The organism is Kitasatospora sp. NBC_00039 (assembly GCF_045160625.1).
Classification (GTDB): Bacteria; Actinomycetota; Actinomycetes; order Streptomycetales; family Streptomycetaceae; genus Kitasatospora.
On sequence record NZ_CP108289.1, the window covers coordinates 606,709 to 623,666 of the forward strand.

Here is a 16,958-nt window from a genome sequence, read left to right on the forward strand (position 1 = left end):
CGGGGGGAGGGCCGAACCCGGGTGGTCCGAGGGGGCGAACCGGGGCGTGTCGGGCGATCCGGTGTCCTTCCAATGGATCACACGACTCCCGTCCCCGCAAACCGCCGCGTCGCGGCCGGATCCCGTGACCGGACCCCGCGGCCGCGGCCGGCGCCGCCGGACGTGCCGAGCCGCCACCCGGACCACCGGAACCAGCGGCCTGAGCGCCCGCCCCGACCCGTCTTCGGGGCGCACTGGCCGGACGTGCCGAGCCGGGACGTGGAAGAGGGGCCTGAGTTCGCGGAACCGAGGACGTCGCGTACGGGCGCGTTGACGTCATCCTTTGCGGTGCCCGGGCCACTTCTCGCGCATCCAGGCGACCACGGTCCGCGGCTCGCGGAGTCGCCGGCCCTCCGGCAGGTCGGTGGTCACGTGCTGGGTGTGCTCCCCCACGACGTCGGCCGCTCGGCTCACGCACGCACCACCAACGGGTCTGGGGTGTGCGCCAACCCGGCCGGTACCTCCAGGAAGAGCGGGCCCGCCCGAACACGCCCCGCCCGCCGGCCGACGTGTCTAGAGTGACCCGGTGGACATAGCAGCGGTGGCGATCGCGGTGACCGGAGTGACGGGGACCCTCGGGGCCGCACTGCTCACCCAACGGGGCGCCGAACGAGCAAAGCGGCGCGAGTTGGAGCTCAGCCAGGCCTTCTCGGAGACCCGCGAGAACCTCGCCCTGCGGCGCGACTGCTACACCCACCTGTACCGCGACGCACGGCAGTTCGCGACCGCGCTCAACCGGCACCTGCGCGTCCTGCGCGACCGGACGCCCGGGGAGGACGACGCCCGGGCGTTGGACGAGGCGAAGGACGCGCACCGCAACCACTGGTCCGAGACCCTGATGATCGCACCCGATGCCGTGATAGCCCCGGGCGACATCGCCAACCAGGCCCTCACCCACGTGTACGGAATGGTGAAGCGCCTGGAACAGGGCGACGCGCGGCCCGGCGAGAACCTGCGATCCGCCGCCGAGGCACAGGACGAGCTGTGGGCGCTGATCAAGACCATGCGGCATGCGATGCGGCAGGACCTGGGGGTGGGCGGGGAGTTCTAGCCAGTGCGGTGAAGGTTCACGAGGCCTGTGGTGCACCGAGCACCGAGCACCGAGCGCCGGCGACGATCCCCTGGCCGAGCCCGCCGCACCCACCTGCTGAACCCCGGCCGCGGAGCCGCCGTCGGGCACCGCGCCGGACCGCGGTTCGTCACGGAGTGTGGACGGCCGGCGGGCCGGGCGTGAGGGCTGTGGCGCGGGCCACCCCCGGCCCGGTCACCACCCCACCACTTCGGCACGCGCGGCCGAGGACCCGTCACCCACCGTCGACGATGTGCGCGGCCTCACACCACCACCCGTGTGGCCCGGACCACTTCCACCCCCATTCGATCTTGAAAAATGGGGCATTTGGCTTCAAATCATCCCATTTCCTTGATCCCTACCCGCGGTAACAACCCCCTGACGTGCCCAAACCCACGAATCCTTGAAACCCCCACCACCACCCCCGTAACTTCGAACCCGTTGCACCGACCACACCGCCCCGAGGCCCCCACCCCGGAGCACCACGGCGCACAACCCACGCGAGCGACACACCCCCCGAAACCAACAGCCCCCAGGGCCTGGTTCCGCACGCCCGCACACCCGCCACACACCTCACGCCACACGCCACACGCAAAGGAACCACATGACCCTCCGCAACGAGACCACCACCGCCACCACCACCAAGCGCCGCAACCGCGTCCGCATGGCACTCATGGCCGGCGCCCTCACCGCCCTGCCGGTGGCCGGCCTCGTCGCAGCCAACACCGCCTCCGCCGCACCCGCCTCCGTCTGGGACAAGGTCGCCGCCTGCGAGGCCACCGGCAACTGGGCCATCAACTCCGGCAACGGCTTCTACGGCGGACTCCAGTTCACCTCCAGCACCTGGGCCGCCTTCGGCGGCACCGCCTACGCCCCCCAGGCCCACCAGGCCACCAAGGCCCAGCAGATCACCATCGGCGAAAAGGTCCTCGCCGCCCAGGGCCCCGGCGCCTGGCCCGTCTGCTCCGTCAAGGCCGGCCTCACCAAGTAACACCCCCCACCACCAACCAGGCGGCACCCGGCCACCACCCCACCGGCCCGCCCGCCCCCCGACGCCCACCCGACGTCACCCCCACGACAACGCCGCTGCACCCGACCGAACACCCACGGTCCGGGAACAGCGGCGTCGTGCGTTTTCAGGAACCGGGGCACATCACCCGGACGGGGTCCTTCCCCGGAACGGTTGACACGGGACGAGGGCGCCGGCCCGTTCGACCTCGTCTTCATCGACGCCGACAAGCCCTCCAACCCCGAGTACCTGGAGTGGGCGCTCAGGCTCACCCGCCCCGGCAGCGTCATCATCGGGGACAACGTCGTACGCGAGGGCGCCGTCACCGACCCGGCCGACGCCGACCCCGGGTCCAGGGCATGCGCCGCTTCACCGAGCTCATCGCCGCCCACCCCCGTCTGACCGCCACCACCGTCCAGACCGTCGATGCCAAGGGCTACGACGGCTTCACCCTCGCCCTCGTCACCGGCTGGCGGAACCAGGACGGCGCCCACGGCTGGCCCGGGCTGTCGCTCCCGTGCCCTGTTGCGGGTCGGCCGTTGCACTTCCGGCGAACCGGGTGGCCGTGCGGGAGGCGTTGCCGTCGGCGGTCAGCCGACCTGCAGCTGCCACCTCACCTCGCCGTCGTCCCACCGGTCGGTGGGAGCGAGACCGGCCGCGGCGGCAACGGCGGCGGACGCCCGGTGGTCGGGATGGATGTGGGCGACGACCGTGTGCACCGGGCGCCGCCGGAGCCAGGTGACGAGGCCCTGGGCCGCCTCGGCAGCGATTCCGCGCCCCTGCCAGGGGGTCCCCACCACCCAGGCGATCTCCGCGGTGGCCCCGCGGTCGTCGGCCGTGACCGTCGCCTGGGCGGTGCCGGTGAGACACTCCTCGCCGCGCAGCCGGATCACCCAGTTGCACCAGGCTTCGGAGGGGTCGGGTGAGCCGACGACCCAGCGTTCGTATCGGGCCCGCAGAGCCGCGGCGGTTTCCGGCGCACCGCCGATGAAGGTGTGCAGACCGGGGTCGGACAGCACCGTGGTCATCTCCTCGGCGTGCTCGACGGTGAGAGGCAGGAGGAGCAGGCGGTCGGTGTGAACGGTCTCGGGCCGGAAGGCGGTCATGCGACCTGTCGGTTGGAACATCGGACGAGTATCGCGGGCTCGCAACCGGCCGGCCACAGCCCCGGCCCGGCGCCGGGGAGGAGGCGGCGGCCGCTCAGTACGGTGAGGCATGGCCTGCTTCGTCCTGACCCGCCGTTCGCCCCTGCCTCCCGATGTCTGCTGGGCGCGGCTGACCGACTGGCCCCGGCACGGCGACCGTGTGCCGTTCACCCGGGTGTCGGTCGGCTCGGGGAACGGCCGGCGGCCAGGTGACACGATCGTGGCCCGAACCGCCGTCGGGGCGTTCCGGCTGTTCGACGATCCGATGGAGATCGTCGAGATCGCCGGACCGCTGCCGGGGCGCGACGGGGTGTGCAGGCTGGAGAAGCGCGGGCGCCCGATCCGTGGCGGCGCCGAGCTCCGCGTACGGGCGGTGGGTGCGCGGGGCGAACGGAGCCAGGTGACATGGGCGGAGGAGGTCGTGATCGCGGGCCTGCCGACCGTGCTCGATCCGGCTGTGGCCCGCGTCGGGAGGATCGTCTTCGGCCGGGTCCTGGACCGGCTGCTGCGCTGAGCCGGTGTCGCCGCCGTACGGACCGCCCCACCCGGGGGGCCGTGCACTCGGGCGCCTGCCCGGCAGTGGCAGGATGCTTGCGGTAGGTGGCGTCCCGGTCACGGGGTCCGGGACACGGCGTCCCGGCCACGGGTCCGGGTTACCGGTCCGGTCAGAGGGGCCCCGTCACGGCGCCCCGGTCACGAGGTCCCGGTCACGGGCACGACGAAAGGCCCGCACGGCCGGGCCGGTGGGGAAGGAAGGGTCCGATGGCTCGCAGGAGACACCGCGTCGCCGTACTCGTGCTGGAGGGTGCGAAGCCGCTCGACGTCGGCATTCCCGCGCAGGTGTTCTCCAGCAGGCCGAGCATGCCCTACGAAGTACGGGTGTGCGGCGCGGCGCCCGGGCTGGTGACCGGCGGTGACGGGCTCGCGTACCACGTGGCCGACGGTCTCGACGCCCTGGAGCATGCGGACACCGTGTTCGTGCCCGGGTACCGGGATCCGTCGACCACCGAACCGCCGGCGGCGGTGGTCGAGGCGTTGATCGCCGCGCACCAGCGGGGGGCCCGGCTGGCGGCGATCTCGACGGGGGCGTTCGCGCTGGCGGCGACCGGGCTGCTCGACGGCAAGAAGGCTACGACCCACTGGCACTACACCAAGGCCCTCGCCGAGCAGCACCCGCTGGTCTCGGTGGACGAGAACGTGCTGTTCGTGGACGAGGGCGACGTCCTCACGTCGGCGGGCGCGGCCTCGGGCATCGACCTCTGCCTGCACCTGGTGCGACGTGACCACGGCGTCGGGCTCTCCAACCATGTCGCGCGGCGCCTGGTGGCCGCGCCGTACCGCAGTGGCGGGCAGGCGCAGTACGTCCCCCGGAGCGTGCCGGAGCCGCTCGGCGACCTGTTCGCCGGCACCCGCGAATGGGCCCTGGAGCACCTGGCCGAGCCGCTGACCCTGGAGACGCTCGCCGGTATCGCGCGGGTGTCGGCGCGTACGTTCTCGCGGCGGTTCGTGGAGGACACCGGCTACACGCCGATGCAGTGGGTGCTGCGGGCGCGGGTGGACCTGGCGCGCGAGTTGCTCGAACGCACGGATCTGGGAGTGGAGCAGATCGCCGACCGGGTGGGGCTCGGCACGGGCGCGAACCTGCGGCTGCACTTCCACCGGATCCTCGGCACCTCGCCGACGGAGTACCGCCACACCTTCGCCGCCCCGGCCCCCTGACACCCACCCCCTGACGCCCGCCCCCCGGGGGCGTTGGCGAGATCCTTGCGGTCGGTGGCAACAAGTGTGGCGGGATACTTGCGCACCCTGTCGATCAAGCCCCTGTCCGGGCCTCGTTCGAACGCCGAGCATGGATGGCGAAACGAACGGAAGGGAAGACCTCCATGACCCGCATCGCCATCAACGGTTTCGGTCGTATCGGACGCAACAGCCTGCGCGCCCTGCTCCAGCGCGGCAGCGACCTCGAAGTGGTCGCCATCAACGACCTCACTGCGCCCGATTCCCTTGCCCACCTGCTCAAGTTCGACAGCTCGCTCGGGCGCCTCAACCGCCCGGTCTCGGTCGACGGAACCGACCTGGTGGTCGACGGGCACCGCATCAAGGTGCTCGCCGAGCGCGACCCCGCCGCCCTGCCGTGGGCGGAGCTCGGTGTCGAGCTCGTGCTCGAGTCCACCGGCCGCTTCACCTCGGCCGAGGCCGCCCGTGCGCACATCAAGGCCGGCGCCAAGCGGGTCCTGGTCAGCGCCCCCGCCGACGGCGCCGACGTCACGCTCGCCTACGGCGTGAACACCGACGCCTACGATCCGGCCGAGCACGTCATCGTCTCGAACGCCTCGTGCACCACCAACGCGCTGGCCCCGCTGGCGTCGGTGCTGGACGAACTGGCCGGCATCGAGCACGGCTTCATGACCACGGTGCACGCCTACACCCAGGAGCAGAACCTCCAGGACGGCCCGCACCGCGACATGCGCCGCGCCCGCGCCGCCGGCGTGAACATCGTGCCCACCACCACCGGCGCCGCCAAGGCCATCGGCCTGGTCCTCCCGAACCTCGACGGCAAGCTGTCCGGCGACTCCATCCGCGTGCCCGTCCCGGTGGGCTCCATCGTCGAGCTGAACACCACCGTGGCCCGCGAGGTCACCCGCGAGGAGATCCTCGCCGCCTACCGCGAGGCCGCCGACGGCCGGCTGAAGGGCATCCTCGACTACGCCGACGAGCCGCTGGTCTCCGGTGACATCACCGGCGAGCCCGCGTCCTCGATCTTCGACGCGGCCCTGACCCGCGTGGACGGCAAGCACGTCAAGGTCGTCGCCTGGTACGACAACGAGTGGGGCTTCTCCAACCGCGTCATCGACACCCTCGAACTCCTCGCGCGGAACTGAGCGGCTCTCCTCGTGCGGAACTGAGCAGGTCTCCTCGCGCTGGGGGCCGACCGTCGGGGTCGGCCCCCAGCGCGGCGAGGGTCCGCCGTCGGAGGGCCCGGCCGTTCACCAGCACGGCGAACCCGGCCGGCCGCCGCCCCCGGCCCCCGTTCAGCCCACCCTCCGGAACCTGCTCCGATATCGACGAGTTGACGGCTGATCATCTGACCCCTTGCCAGACACTACAGTGACCGTACTATGGTGGCTGTCATGAAGAACAAACGCTCCATGCAGGAGCCAACCTTCCTTCTCCTCACCGCCCTGGCCGACCAGCCGCGGCACGGCTACGCCCTCGGCGAGGAGGTCACCGCGATCTCGGAGGGCCAGGTACGGCTCGGCGCCGGCAGCCTGTACGGCACCCTCGACCGCCTCCTGAGCGAGGGGCTGATCCGCATCGAGCGGGAGGAAACGGTGGACGGGCGCCCCCGGCGGGTGTTCGCCCTCACCGAGGAGGGTGCCCAGGCGCTGCGGGTCGAGAGCGAGCGTCTGCGGACCGCCCTCCGCGAAGCCGACCGGCGCCTGGGAACGAACTGGACCCCTCTCGTGGGAGGCACGGCATGACCCCGGCGCGGCACCCCCTGGCCGCGCGGCTGCTGCGGTGGGCCCTCGCGCTGTACCCGGCCTCGTACGGCGCCGGCGCCCTGACGGAGGTCGCCGACCACGCCGAACGCCACGTCGCCCACGCCGGCCGGCTCGCCGGGTTGCGCGAGGTGGCCGACGTCGCCGGGCACGGGGCCCGCGCCCGGCTCGGCCTGGTCTCCCACCGCCCCCTGGGCCGGGCGTTCGCCACCGCCGCCCCACTCGCCGCGGTGCTGGCCGGGACCTTCGCGGCGGCCCGTCTCTGGTGGGCCGTCCTGCTGGTCACCGATCCCGACTTCGCCACCTTCTCCGTCGACGGCGCCGAGAAGGCCGGCCCGCTCGTCGCGGCGGCGGCGCTGCTCCTCCCCGCGACGCTGATGGCGGGCGCGGTCCTGACCGACCGCTGGCCGGCAGCCAGGGCCCTGGCTCTGGCCACCATCGTGGTGGCACCGTTACTCGACGTCCTCTCCCGGCCCGGCCTGCTCGGCCTGTCGGTCGACATCGCGAACACGTTGGGCTTGACCAGGCAGGAGTCCGGGCTGCTCGTGCTCAACGCCCTCATCCTCCTCATCGCACCATCGGGCCGGACGCACCCGCGCTCCGCGGCGCCCTGGGCGGTCGCCGTCCCGATCGTGGCCGCGGTCGTCATCACCACGCTCACGGACGGCTTCGGGCAGAGGATCTTCCTCGGCGGATTCGACCTCGTCGCCCCCGTCGCCACCGGCGCCGCCATCGCCCTCACCGCCCGCACCGCGGTCCGCGCGGCACTGGCCACCGCCCTCCTGGCCGCGCCGCCCCTGCTCGCCCCTGCCCTCGCCCACAGGCGCATGGAGCTCGAGATCCCGATGCTGGAGCGGCTGGTCGTCCTCTTCTCCTTCGGCTACCTGATCGCCCTCTGCGCGGTCCGGCTCACGGACCGGCTCTCCCGACCGGCACGCCTCACCCGCCCCTGACCGAACCCGCACGCCGGACAGTCACGGCTGCCCGGCGTGCGGGTTCGGCGGGTTCGGCGGGTTCGGCGGGTTCGGCCGAGCGTACGGACGAGAGGCCCGGTCCTCGAACACGGCAGGCGTGCGGCTTCCACGTGATGTTCACTCACGTATTGCCGCGGCCATGCCGAATGGTCGACCGCGGTTCGGCTGACGGCCGGAGACTGCGGCCGCGGCCCGTCCTGCCGGTCGCGCCCCTCCAGCCGTGCCTGCCGTGCCTGCCGCTCCTGCCCGGCATTCGCGGGATCCGTCCGAAAGGCCCGCCTTGAAGCGCACGACCTCGCTGCCCGCCGCCATGGCCGTCACCCTGGCCACCACCCTGCTGCTGACCGCGGGCACCGCGTCCGCGGCCGACCGGGACGGGCACGACGGCGCCCGGCACGCAGGCCGGGGGTACTACGGCACGAAGACCCCGTACGAGCCGAAGGACACGGCGAGCCACTACCAGCGGGCACCCAAGGGATTCACCCCCGTCTTCACCGAGAACGTCGCCCGCCACGGCTCCCGGGCCATGACGGACAGCGAGGACGGCGACGCGGTGCTCGCCGTGCTGCGGACGGCCCAGGAGCGGAACGCCCTCACCGGCCTCGGCAAGAAGCTCGGCCCGCAGGTCCAGTCGCTCCTGACCGCCGCCTCCGCCCTCGGATACGGCAACCTCTCCGGCCTCGGCGCCCGGGAGCAGCAGGAGACCGCGCTGCGCATGGAGCAGCGCCTCCCCGCACTCTTCCGGACGATCGCCGCCGACCGGGAACCGATCGTCGTCGAGACCTCGGGTGTGGCACGCACCGTGGCGAGCGCCCAGGCCTTCACCACCGGCCTGACCGGCGGCGACCCGGCGCTGGCGGAGCTCGTCAAGGCGCCGGTCACCGACAAGAACCTGCTGTACTTCCACAAGCAGCCGCAGAACGCCGACTACCAGGCCTACCTGGCCGCCGACCCGGACCTCGCCACCGTCCTCGCCGGCATCGACGGGCTGCCCCGCACCACCCAGGCGGCCCGGAACGTGGTCGAGCGCCTCTTCGAGGACGACTTCGCCGCGTCGCTGTCCGACAGCGAGCGGATCTCCTTCGCCCGCTCGCTGTACGCGCTCTACAGCACGGCGCCCGACCTGGTCGTCGAGGCACCGGGCGTCGACCTCGGTCCCTTCCTGACGCCCCGCGACGCACAGTGGTTCGCCTACCTCGACGACGCCGAGGAGTTCTACCAGAAGGGCCCCGCATTCAGCGGCCGCACCATCACCTACAAGATGGCGGACGTCCTGCTCGACGACCTGTTCGCCCAGGCGGCGGCAAAGGCCGCGGGGACCAGCGACAACGGCGCCGTCCTGCGCTTCACCCACGCCGAGGAGATCGAGCCGCTCGCCGCCCTCATGGGCCTCCCCGGCAGCACCGAGCCGGCCATGCCCGGGCAGCCGTACTCCTACCGGAACAACCCCTGGCGCGGCGCCGAGGTAGTGCCGATGGCCGCGAACATCCAGTGGGACCTCTACGCCGGCACCGACCTCACCGCCAAGCACGGTGACGGCACTTCGGCCGCGTACCTGGTCCGTATGCTCTACAACGAGAAGGAAACCGCCTTCAAGTCCTCCTGCCGGCCCGTCGCCAAGGGCAGCTACTTCTACGACCTCGACGAGCTCAGGCGCTGCTTCGACCGCTCCTGACGGCGCCCGCCCGGCCCGTTCCGGCCGGAGGGGTGACGGCCCCGTGCGCACGGGCCATCGCGGCCTCGTGCCGCCCGACGGCCGGGCGGCCGGGTGGCCCGCCGACCGGGCCCCGACGTGGCAGGCTGCGGGGCATGAACATGCGTGAGAGCGGGGCGGGCCGTGGGGACGCGGGGCAGGTGCCGCTGCTGGTGGTGGATGCCGCCAACGTGGTGGGTTCGGTGCCCGACGGCTGGTGGCGGGACCGGCGCGGGGCCGCCGAGCGGCTGCGGGACGCGCTGGTCGGCGTCGCGCAGCAGGGACCGGCGGATCGGGGAGGGTCGCCCGCTGCGGCGCCCACCGGGCCCGTGGAGGTGGTGCTGGTCGTGGAGGGTGCCGCCCGCGGGGTGGCGGGGGTGCCGCTGGTACGGGTGGTGGACGCGTCCGGCTCCGGGGACGACCGGATCGTCGAACTGGTCGAGGAGGCTCTGGCCGCCCGGCCGCGGCGGAGTTGCCTGGTCGTCACCGCGGACCGCGGCCTGCGGAGCCGCGTCACCACGCTCGGCGCCGGCGTGCTCGGCCCACGCACGGTCTGGCCGGCCCGGCCGTCAGCCTAGGGCTGCCAACTCGACCGCCTAGCCGACCATAGAATTTGCCTAAACACTTTAGGTAAGAGCATGATCGGCGCAGGCAGAGGAAAGGTGCGCATGATGGCCAGAACAGGGGTGACCGCGGAACGGCTGACCCGGGCCGGCGCGGAGCTCGCCGACGAGGTCGGCTTCGCGCAGGTGACCGTGTCCGAGCTCGCCAGGCGGTTCGACGTCAAGGTCGCGAGCCTGTACTCACACGTCAAGAGCTCCCACGACCTCAAGACCAGGATCGCCCTGTTCGCCCTGGAGGAGCTCGCCGACCGGGCCTCCGACGCCCTGGCCGGGCGCGCCGGCAAGGACGCCCTGGCCGCCTTCGCGGAGGCCTACCGCAGCTACGCGCGGCAGCACCCCGGGCGCTACGCCGCCACGCAGTACCGGCTCGACCCCGGGACGGCGGCGGCGAGTGCCGGCGTCCGGCACTCGCAGATGACCCGCGCGATCCTGCGGGGCTACGACCTGACCGAGCCGGACCAGACCCACGCCGTCCGGATGCTGGGCGGCGTCTTCCACGGCTACGTCAGCCTGGAGCTGGGCGGGAGCTTCGGCCACACCGCCGTCGACCCGCAGGAGTCGTGGGACTGGATCGTCGACTCCCTCGACGCGGTGCTGCGGGCCCGGGCCGCGCACTGAGCGGCCCCTCCCCGAACGTCGCGCACTCCGGTCACCCCTGATCACCAGGCTGGAAGCAATGAGCACCGAGCACGACCTGATCACCACACCCGTCACCCCGGACCTGCTGCGCGGCCATCTCGACGTCGAGCGCACCGCCCACGGACTGCTGCCGCACCGGCTGCCCGCCCGGGCCCGCCGTCAGATCCCCGACGAGCAGCTCGCCATGGCCGAGGCGCAGCCCTCCGGCGTGCGGCTGGTCTTCCGCACCCGGGCCACCGCGATCGGCCTGGAGACCCTGCCGACCAAGCGCGCCTACCGGGGTGTGCCCGCGCCGGCGTCCGGCGTCTACGACCTCCTGGTGGACGGTGACCCGGTCGCCCGGGCCGGCGTTCCCGGCGGCAACACGCGGGTGATCGACATGACCACCGGCTCCGCCGAGCTGCACCCGGGCCCGCCCGGCACCGCGTGGTTCCGTGGCCTGCCCGCGCGCGACAAGACGGTCGAGATCTGGCTTCCGCACACCGAGATCACCGAGCTGATAGCCTTGCGCACCGACGCCCCCGTCACGGCTGCGCCGGACCGCGGGCGCAGGCTGTGGCTGCACCACGGCAGCTCGATCAGCCACGGCTCCAACGCGGACCGTCCGACCGCCACGTGGCCCGCCCTCGCCGCTGCGCTGGGCGGCGTCGAGCTGGTCAACCTCGGCTTCGGTGGCAGCGCCCTGCTGGACCCGTTCACCGCGCGGGCGATGCGCGACGCTCCCGCCGACCTGATCAGCCTCAAGATCGGCATCAACCTCGTCAACACCGATGTCATGCGTCTGCGCGCCTTCGGTCCGGCCGTCCACGGGTTCCTCGACACGATCCGCGAGGGCCATCCACGCACGCCGCTCCTGGTCGTCTCCCCGTGTTCTGCCCGGTCCAGGAGGACACCCCCGGCCCGCTCGCACCGGATTTCACGAGTGGCACGCTGAAGTTCCGGGCCACCGGCGATCCCGCCGAGCGCGCGGCCGGGCGCCTGACGCTCGGTGTCATCCGCGACGAGCTCTCCCGCATCGTCGCCGGGCGCGCCACCGACGACCCGCACCTTCATCACCTCGACGGCCGCGCGCTCTACGGCCCGGCCGACTACGACGAGTTGCCCCTGCCCGACGAGATCCACCCCGACCCGGCCGGTCACCGCCGCATCGCCGAGAACTTCGCCCGTCTCGCCTTCGGCCCCGACGGGCCCTTCTCCGACCCGACCGCCCGGCCGAGGTCGGGGTACGGCCGAAACCGACGGTCGGGGTGCGACCGGGGCTGACCGCCGGAGTACGGCCGGGGCGACGGTCGGGGTACGCCGAGGTCGGGAACGGCCGGCGGTCGGAGGGGGGTGCGCCGCGTCGGTCACGTGGCCGACGAAAGGGCCTGACCGGCCGCGGCGCGAGCGGCACCATGGCGGGCATTCCCGACCCCGAGGCCTGATCGGTGCATGAGGACCTCGGCGGGCGCCGTCGGCGTGCTCCCGTGCGCGGCTGCTGTGCTGCCCGTGGCGGCTGGTGTCATAGGTGCGTCGCCTGACAACCGAGTCGCGGGGAGAACGGGTGGGATCACGCAGGCCGCCGGCACGGCGCGGGGGTTCGAGGAAGGGCGGCGGCGGGGAGTCCGCCGTCCTGTGGCTGGTCGGTGGCGTGGTCGTGGCCGGCCTCGTCCTGGCGTTGCTCCGGTGGCTGTTCGCGCACTGGTGGGTGCTGGTGGTCCTGCTCACGGCCGGCGCGGCCATCGCCGTGGTGGCGGCCCGGAGCCGCCGGGCCCGGGAGGCCGCGGCGCGCGAGCGGCAGCGCCGGCTGCGGCTCGCGCTGACCGGGCCCGGCGGCCTGGACCACATGGGGCACCGGGCCTTCGAGTTCGCCGTACGGGACTTGATGCGTCGCGACGGGTGCCGCGCGGAGCAGGTCGGCGGCGGCGGCGACCAGAGTGCGGACGTCCTGGCGACGGACCCGACGGGCCGCCGCTGGGTGCTGCAGTGCAAGCACAAACAGGACCCGGCCCACGGCACGGCGGTCGGGGTCGGCGTGCTGTACGCGCTGGTCGGCACCAACGAACGGGTGCACCGGGCCGAGGTGCCCGTCGTCGTCACCAACGGCAAGTTCACCGCCCCGGCGGTGAAGTGGGGCCGTGAGCAGGACGTCGTCCTGGTCGACCGAGAACTCCTCGGCCGCTGGGCCGCCGACGGCCGCCCGCTGTGGGACCTCCTGCCCCGCATCCCGGCACCGCGGTCCGGCCGAGGCCACTGACCAGCCCCCCCCGTACGCCACGCCTCGGCCCCGCGGACCGGCCGCGGCCGGAGCCCACCACCGGACCGGACACCACGTCAGACAGCTCTCAGGAACGGGGACCTTCCTTTGACCGTCAGCGCATCGGCGGCCCTCGCCATCATCATCCTCATCCGACTGGGCCGCCGGACCGAGGCCCGTTCCCGGGCCGACGAGAAGTTCACCGCACTCCTCTGCACCGTGTTCGGCGTCCTCATCGCCGCCACACCGTGGGGCCAGGCGATCGTCCACCTGGTCGGCGTGGTGACCCGGGCAACCCACTGAGGCCGTCGGGCCGGCCCGCGCCCGTCGGGACCGAACCGCGTCCGGGCGGCGTCCGGGCGACGTCCGGGCTGGGTACTCGCCCGGGCGACGTCCGGGCTGGGTACTCGCCCGGGCGACGTCCGGGCTGGGTACTCGGCCGGCAGCTCTCCGCTCCTGACCTTCCATCAACTGATGGTGCGGTAGGCAGCGGCCCAGCCACCCGCGGTGTGGTCACCACGGGTGAAGACGGCAGCGCCGGTGCGACCGGCGGCCGGGTCGTCCGGAGCGGGAGCGGGGTACGTGAGCTCGACGGTCGTGCCGGTGCCGGTGTGACGGGCGGTCGCGGCACCGTTCCAGATGAGGACGGTGGCACCGCGCGGGGCGTGCACCTCCGCGTGGCCGGCGTGCAGGGTGATCGTCGTGCGGGTCGCACGCGCGGCCAGCAGACCCTGGTAGTCCCCGGCGGACAGCCGGCAGCTGCCGGGCGGCGTGGTGCCGGACCAGTCCGGGGAGTCGAGGCCGCGGGCCCGGGCCGCCTTCCACATGGCCGGGACGAGGGCGGTGGTGTGGGCGGGGGTGGCCATCTGCTCGCACATCCAGAGCAGCCGGCCGGCGCCGCGGCGCGGCCCGAGGGTGCGCCAGCGGATGCGCTGGGCGAGGTCGGCGGCGACGGTGGCGATCCACGGGTGGACGGTCCCGAGGTGGCCCTGGGCGCCGAGCCAGGCGAGGTAGCGCTGCGCCTCCTCCAGCACGGGCGTCATCGAGTCGGTGGGGATGCCCAGGACGTAGGCGCTGCGGCCGCGGAACGCCTGGGGGCTGTGGGCGACCAGCAGCAGGACGGCGCGGGCGAGGTCGCCGGCCACGGGCTTGGCGTCCTCCGCCGCCTCATCGCCAGGCTGCTCGGGGGCGTCGGGGCGGCCCGCGGTGCGCAGCACCTGGAACAGTGCCCGCTTGGCCCGCTCGGTGAAGGGGGCCTGTTCGAGGGCGGGCAGACGGGTGGCCAGAATGGCGATGAGGGCGTCCTCGGCGGTTTCCGGGTCGTCCGGGACGGGCAGCGCGTGGGCGGCCTCGGCGAGGGCGGCGGCGAGTTCGGCCTCGACCATGAACCGGCTGGTGAGCTTGCCGAGTTCGGTGGCCGCCAGCCCGGCGTCGCCCTCGGCGGTCTCGGCGGCCTCGGCGGCCTCGGCGGTCTCGGCGCGGCTGAGGTAACCGGTGGCGGTGAGGAACTCGGTGGCGTCGTACAGCGGGTCGAAGGGGTGCTGGCCCTGGTGGAAGGCGAAGGTGCGGGTCCACCACTGTTCGGCCTGGGCGAGGGTGGCGATCCGGCCCTGCACGGCCTCGGCGAGCAGGTGGTCGGAGAGCCGGTCGCGGATGCGGGAGGTGACGGTGTACCCGGCGGCCAGCCGGGCCTGCCAGTGGTGGCGCTCGCCAGGGGCGGTGAGCAGATGGGCGAAGCCCTCGCGTTCGCCGGCGCCGATCCGGCCTGCCCGGCCGAACATCTGCTGGACCATGGACACCTCGATCCGGTCCAGGCCGATCTGGGTGTCCCGCACGATCACGGCCCGGGCGGGCAGGTTGACGCCCGCGGCGACGGTGGAGGTGGCCACCAGGACGTCGGCCCCGCGGGTGCGGAAGGCGTGTTCGGCCTCGCGCTTGAACGGCCAGTCACGGTAGTGCAGTTGCACTCCGGCCTTGCTGCACAGGCGCTCCACCAGGTCGACGTCGTCCGCGTCGACGCCGGCCGTGTCGACGCCGCGGTCGTGCGCCAGAGCGAGCGCGGTGGTGCGCACCGAGCGCTTGCTGCCGCAGAACACCAGCACGCTGCCCCCGTCCGCGCCGTGCCGGCGGGCCAGCCGGACGGCCTCCCGGGTACGGGTCTGGTTGCGGGTCGCCCAGTCGGGGGCGTCCGCGTCCGGGGGCAGCGCGGGCAGCTGCCAGGTCAGCCGGGTGGGCCGCCAGGGCGAGCGGATCAGACGGGCGTTCAGCCAGGCTGCGGTCTCCTCGGCGTTGGCCACGGTGGCGGACAGGCCGACGATCCGCACCCGGGCGGCGTCCTCCCGCACCCGGGCGAGCAGGGCCTCCAGGACCGGGCCGCGGGTGGGATCGCCCAGCAGGTGGATCTCGTCGACGACCAGGCAGCCGACCTCGGCGAGCGCGGCACGCAGTGAGCTGGTGCGGCAGATCGCCTCGAACTTCTCGGTGGTGGCCACCCAGAGGTCGGCCTCGCGGATCAGGTCGGTGTCCACGGCCGCCTCACCGGTCAGCCGGACCACGCGGCGCCCGGCCCGGCGCCAGGCGTCGAGGTCGCGGTCGAGCTCGTCGGTCAGCGAGCGCTGCGGGACCAGCCAGGCGGCCTTGCGGCCGCGTTCGCAGGCGGTGAGCGCGGCGACCACGCCGATCGCGGTCTTGCCGGCCCCGGTGGGGGCGACCACCATGACGTGCTCGTCGCCGTCCAGCAGGGCCGGGACGGCGGCGGCCTGGACCGGGTTGAAGGTGGGGTGCGGCAGCAGCCCGGCCCACGCCTCGGGCACCAGCGCCTCGACCGGTACGAACGCGTCCTCGTCGTCGGCGGGCAGGTCGTCCAGGGCGTCCCACTGGGCGGCGAAGGCGTCCCGGGCCGCGTGGGCGGCGGGGCCCGCGGCAGGGGTGACGCTGCCGGCCGGCCAGGCCACCAGGTCGGTGCGCCCGCCGAGGTCCGACACGGTGGCCACGTGCTCGGCCTCGGCCCAGTGCGCGGCGCGGCGCACCTGCGCGCCGAGGGCGGTCAGTTCGCGGCCCAGGGCGTCGAAGTCCTCGCCGGCCGGGAGGATGACCCGGGCGTCGTCGGCGGCGCGCAGGGCGGCCTCGGGAAGCGGCCGGGCGGGGTCGGTGACCTTGCCCCACCAGAGCGCCCGGGTCTCCGGCTGCGTGGGCCTGGGGAGGTCCTCGGGCCAGTCGGGGGCGGGCGTGGGGCGGGCCGTGGCGCCGGGCGGGCGCCACACCGTGATCGGCGTGACGGTCACTCCCGGTCCCGTCCCCTCCGGGAGGTCGCAGGGCTCCAGTCCCGCCATGATCCGGGCGGCGGTGCGCACGGTCACGGTCCGCTGGGCAGGCACCGGGTCGGACGCCGGGGCGGCCGGGCGCAGCAGCTTGTCGTAGGTCTTCACACCCAGCTCGGCGAGGGTGTAGGCGCGCGGGCAGGCCGGGCAGACCACGGCCACGTACCGGTACTGGCGCCCGCCCGCCTCGTACGGGCGGCGCAGCGAGTGCAACGCCTCGCCGCAGTCGGGGCACGGGCGGGGCACCTGCTCCTGGTAGCTCCAGCCCGGTTCCGTGAAGCGCAGCAGCAGGCCCTCGGCCGGGAGGGCGCTCCCCCAGCGCTGTTCGACCAGCTGAGGGACGGTCGGCTCGGTGGTTTCGATGTCCTGTTCGTGCACGACGACCACTCTCGCAGCAGGCCGGCCCCCGGCGCAGGGATTCCGCGGGATGGGCCCGCAGGACCGGCGGGCCAGGTCAGGCCGCGTCGGGTCGGCTCACGTCACGTCAGGGCCCTGGCGCCTGCTCCCGACGCGCCCGGTCGCACGGCACGGCTCGGAACGGCTCCCGGAGTCGGTGTGCGCGGCCGGGCACAGGACTCCCCGGGGTGCCGCCCGTCCGACGGCAGGGGCACGACGCACCGCGCCCGTCGCCCGCCCCGCCGCACCGTCGGTCGTCCTCGCCGTGGTGCACGGGCCTCGGCCGGTCCCGCACGGGAGACTGGTGCCGTGGAC

Annotated in this window: 15 protein-coding genes and 2 pseudogenes; 14 read left to right on the top strand and 3 right to left on the bottom strand. The window is 73.9% G+C overall.

Annotated features, from left to right (window positions below; genetic code table 11):
• Positions 1-315 precede the first annotated feature (315 nt).
• Positions 316-453 (bottom strand): hypothetical protein, encoded by a 138-nt coding sequence (locus tag OG286_RS03070; RefSeq protein WP_396326098.1) that lies wholly within the window; start codon positions 451-453, stop codon positions 316-318.
• Positions 454-565: 112 nt separating this feature from the next.
• Between OG286_RS03070 and OG286_RS03075 the strand changes: the two genes are divergently transcribed.
• The 3 genes and pseudogenes from OG286_RS03075 to OG286_RS03085 all read left to right on the top strand — a co-directional run.
• The gene (locus tag OG286_RS03075) at positions 566-1,090 is read left to right on the top strand and encodes a hypothetical protein (protein WP_396326097.1); all 525 of its coding nucleotides are present in this window, start codon (positions 566-568) and stop codon (positions 1,088-1,090) included.
• Between the two features lie 622 nt (positions 1,091-1,712).
• Positions 1,713-2,099 carry a transglycosylase family protein gene (locus OG286_RS03080; RefSeq protein WP_405362999.1) on the top strand — a complete coding sequence of 129 codons (387 nt, stop codon included), beginning with the start codon at positions 1,713-1,715 and terminating at the stop codon, positions 2,097-2,099.
• A 201-nt stretch (positions 2,100-2,300) separates the two neighbouring features.
• Positions 2,301-2,584: pseudogene (locus OG286_RS03085) on the top strand (O-methyltransferase); the annotation flags it as partial.
• Between the two features lie 123 nt (positions 2,585-2,707).
• Here OG286_RS03085 and OG286_RS03090 read toward each other — a convergent pair.
• Positions 2,708-3,244, bottom strand: coding sequence for a GNAT family N-acetyltransferase (locus OG286_RS03090; RefSeq protein WP_396324976.1), 537 nt, complete (start codon positions 3,242-3,244; stop codon positions 2,708-2,710).
• A 238-nt stretch (positions 3,245-3,482) separates the two neighbouring features.
• On the opposite strand from OG286_RS03090, the gene OG286_RS03095 reads away from it, so the two are divergent.
• The 11 genes and pseudogenes from OG286_RS03095 to OG286_RS03145 all read left to right on the top strand — a co-directional run bounded on the left by OG286_RS03095 (position 3,483) and on the right by OG286_RS03145 (position 13,230).
• Positions 3,483-3,776 (top strand): hypothetical protein, encoded by a 294-nt coding sequence (locus OG286_RS03095; RefSeq protein WP_405363242.1) that lies wholly within the window; start codon positions 3,483-3,485, stop codon positions 3,774-3,776.
• Between the two features lie 248 nt (positions 3,777-4,024).
• Positions 4,025-4,981: a GlxA family transcriptional regulator gene (locus OG286_RS03100; protein WP_396324974.1), complete on the top strand. Its 957-nt coding sequence runs from the start codon at positions 4,025-4,027 to the stop codon at positions 4,979-4,981.
• Positions 4,982-5,145: 164 nt separating this feature from the next.
• A complete protein-coding gene (gene gap / locus OG286_RS03105; RefSeq protein WP_396324973.1) occupies positions 5,146-6,144 on the top strand; it encodes a type I glyceraldehyde-3-phosphate dehydrogenase in 999 nt (332 codons plus the stop codon).
• Between the two features lie 249 nt (positions 6,145-6,393).
• On the top strand, positions 6,394-6,744 hold the full coding sequence (locus OG286_RS03110; RefSeq protein WP_396324972.1) for a PadR family transcriptional regulator: 351 nt from the start codon (positions 6,394-6,396) through the stop codon (positions 6,742-6,744).
• A complete protein-coding gene (locus tag OG286_RS03115; protein WP_396324971.1) occupies positions 6,741-7,715 on the top strand; it encodes a hypothetical protein in 975 nt (324 codons plus the stop codon). The genes OG286_RS03110 and OG286_RS03115 overlap by 4 nt, the downstream gene beginning before the upstream one ends.
• A 301-nt stretch (positions 7,716-8,016) precedes the next feature.
• A complete protein-coding gene (locus OG286_RS03120) occupies positions 8,017-9,411 on the top strand; it encodes a histidine-type phosphatase (protein ID WP_396324970.1) in 1,395 nt (464 codons plus the stop codon).
• A 134-nt stretch (positions 9,412-9,545) separates the two neighbouring features.
• Positions 9,546-10,007, top strand: coding sequence for an NTP pyrophosphohydrolase (locus tag OG286_RS03125; protein WP_396324969.1), 462 nt, complete (start codon positions 9,546-9,548; stop codon positions 10,005-10,007).
• A 93-nt stretch (positions 10,008-10,100) separates the two neighbouring features.
• A complete protein-coding gene (locus tag OG286_RS03130; RefSeq protein WP_396324982.1) occupies positions 10,101-10,670 on the top strand; it encodes a TetR/AcrR family transcriptional regulator in 570 nt (189 codons plus the stop codon).
• A gap of 58 nt (positions 10,671-10,728) precedes the next feature.
• Positions 10,729-11,954: pseudogene (locus OG286_RS03135) on the top strand (GDSL-type esterase/lipase family protein).
• 280 nt (positions 11,955-12,234) lie between these two features.
• Positions 12,235-12,927, top strand: a complete 693-nt coding sequence (locus OG286_RS03140; protein ID WP_396324967.1) for a restriction endonuclease — start codon at positions 12,235-12,237, stop codon at positions 12,925-12,927.
• Positions 12,928-13,035: 108 nt separating this feature from the next.
• Complete coding sequence (locus OG286_RS03145) at positions 13,036-13,230, top strand: hypothetical protein (RefSeq protein WP_396324965.1); 195 nt, start codon at positions 13,036-13,038, stop codon at positions 13,228-13,230.
• Positions 13,231-13,394: 164 nt separating this feature from the next.
• Here the strand turns inward: OG286_RS03145 and OG286_RS03150 are convergent, their stop codons facing one another.
• Positions 13,395-16,625: a DEAD/DEAH box helicase gene (locus tag OG286_RS03150; RefSeq protein WP_405364707.1), complete on the bottom strand. Its 3,231-nt coding sequence runs from the start codon at positions 16,623-16,625 to the stop codon at positions 13,395-13,397.
• Positions 16,626-16,958: the final 333 nt, after the last annotated feature.

What these genes read in the sequence shown, in the direction of transcription:
- OG286_RS03080 (WP_405362999.1), top strand. Translation starts at nt 1,713, where the DNA reads ATGACCCTCCGCAACGAGACCACCACCGCCACCACCACCAAGCGCCGC.
- OG286_RS03090 (WP_396324976.1), bottom strand. Translation starts at nt 3,244, where the DNA reads ATGTTCCAACCGACAGGTCGCATGACCGCCTTCCGGCCCGAGACCGTT.
- OG286_RS03115 (WP_396324971.1), top strand. Translation starts at nt 6,741, where the DNA reads ATGACCCCGGCGCGGCACCCCCTGGCCGCGCGGCTGCTGCGGTGGGCC.
- gap (WP_396324973.1), top strand. Translation starts at nt 5,146, where the DNA reads ATGACCCGCATCGCCATCAACGGTTTCGGTCGTATCGGACGCAACAGC.
- OG286_RS03110 (WP_396324972.1), top strand. Translation starts at nt 6,394, where the DNA reads ATGAAGAACAAACGCTCCATGCAGGAGCCAACCTTCCTTCTCCTCACC.
- OG286_RS03100 (WP_396324974.1), top strand. Translation starts at nt 4,025, where the DNA reads ATGGCTCGCAGGAGACACCGCGTCGCCGTACTCGTGCTGGAGGGTGCG.
- OG286_RS03125 (WP_396324969.1), top strand. Translation starts at nt 9,546, where the DNA reads ATGAACATGCGTGAGAGCGGGGCGGGCCGTGGGGACGCGGGGCAGGTG.
- OG286_RS03130 (WP_396324982.1), top strand. Translation starts at nt 10,101, where the DNA reads ATGGCCAGAACAGGGGTGACCGCGGAACGGCTGACCCGGGCCGGCGCG.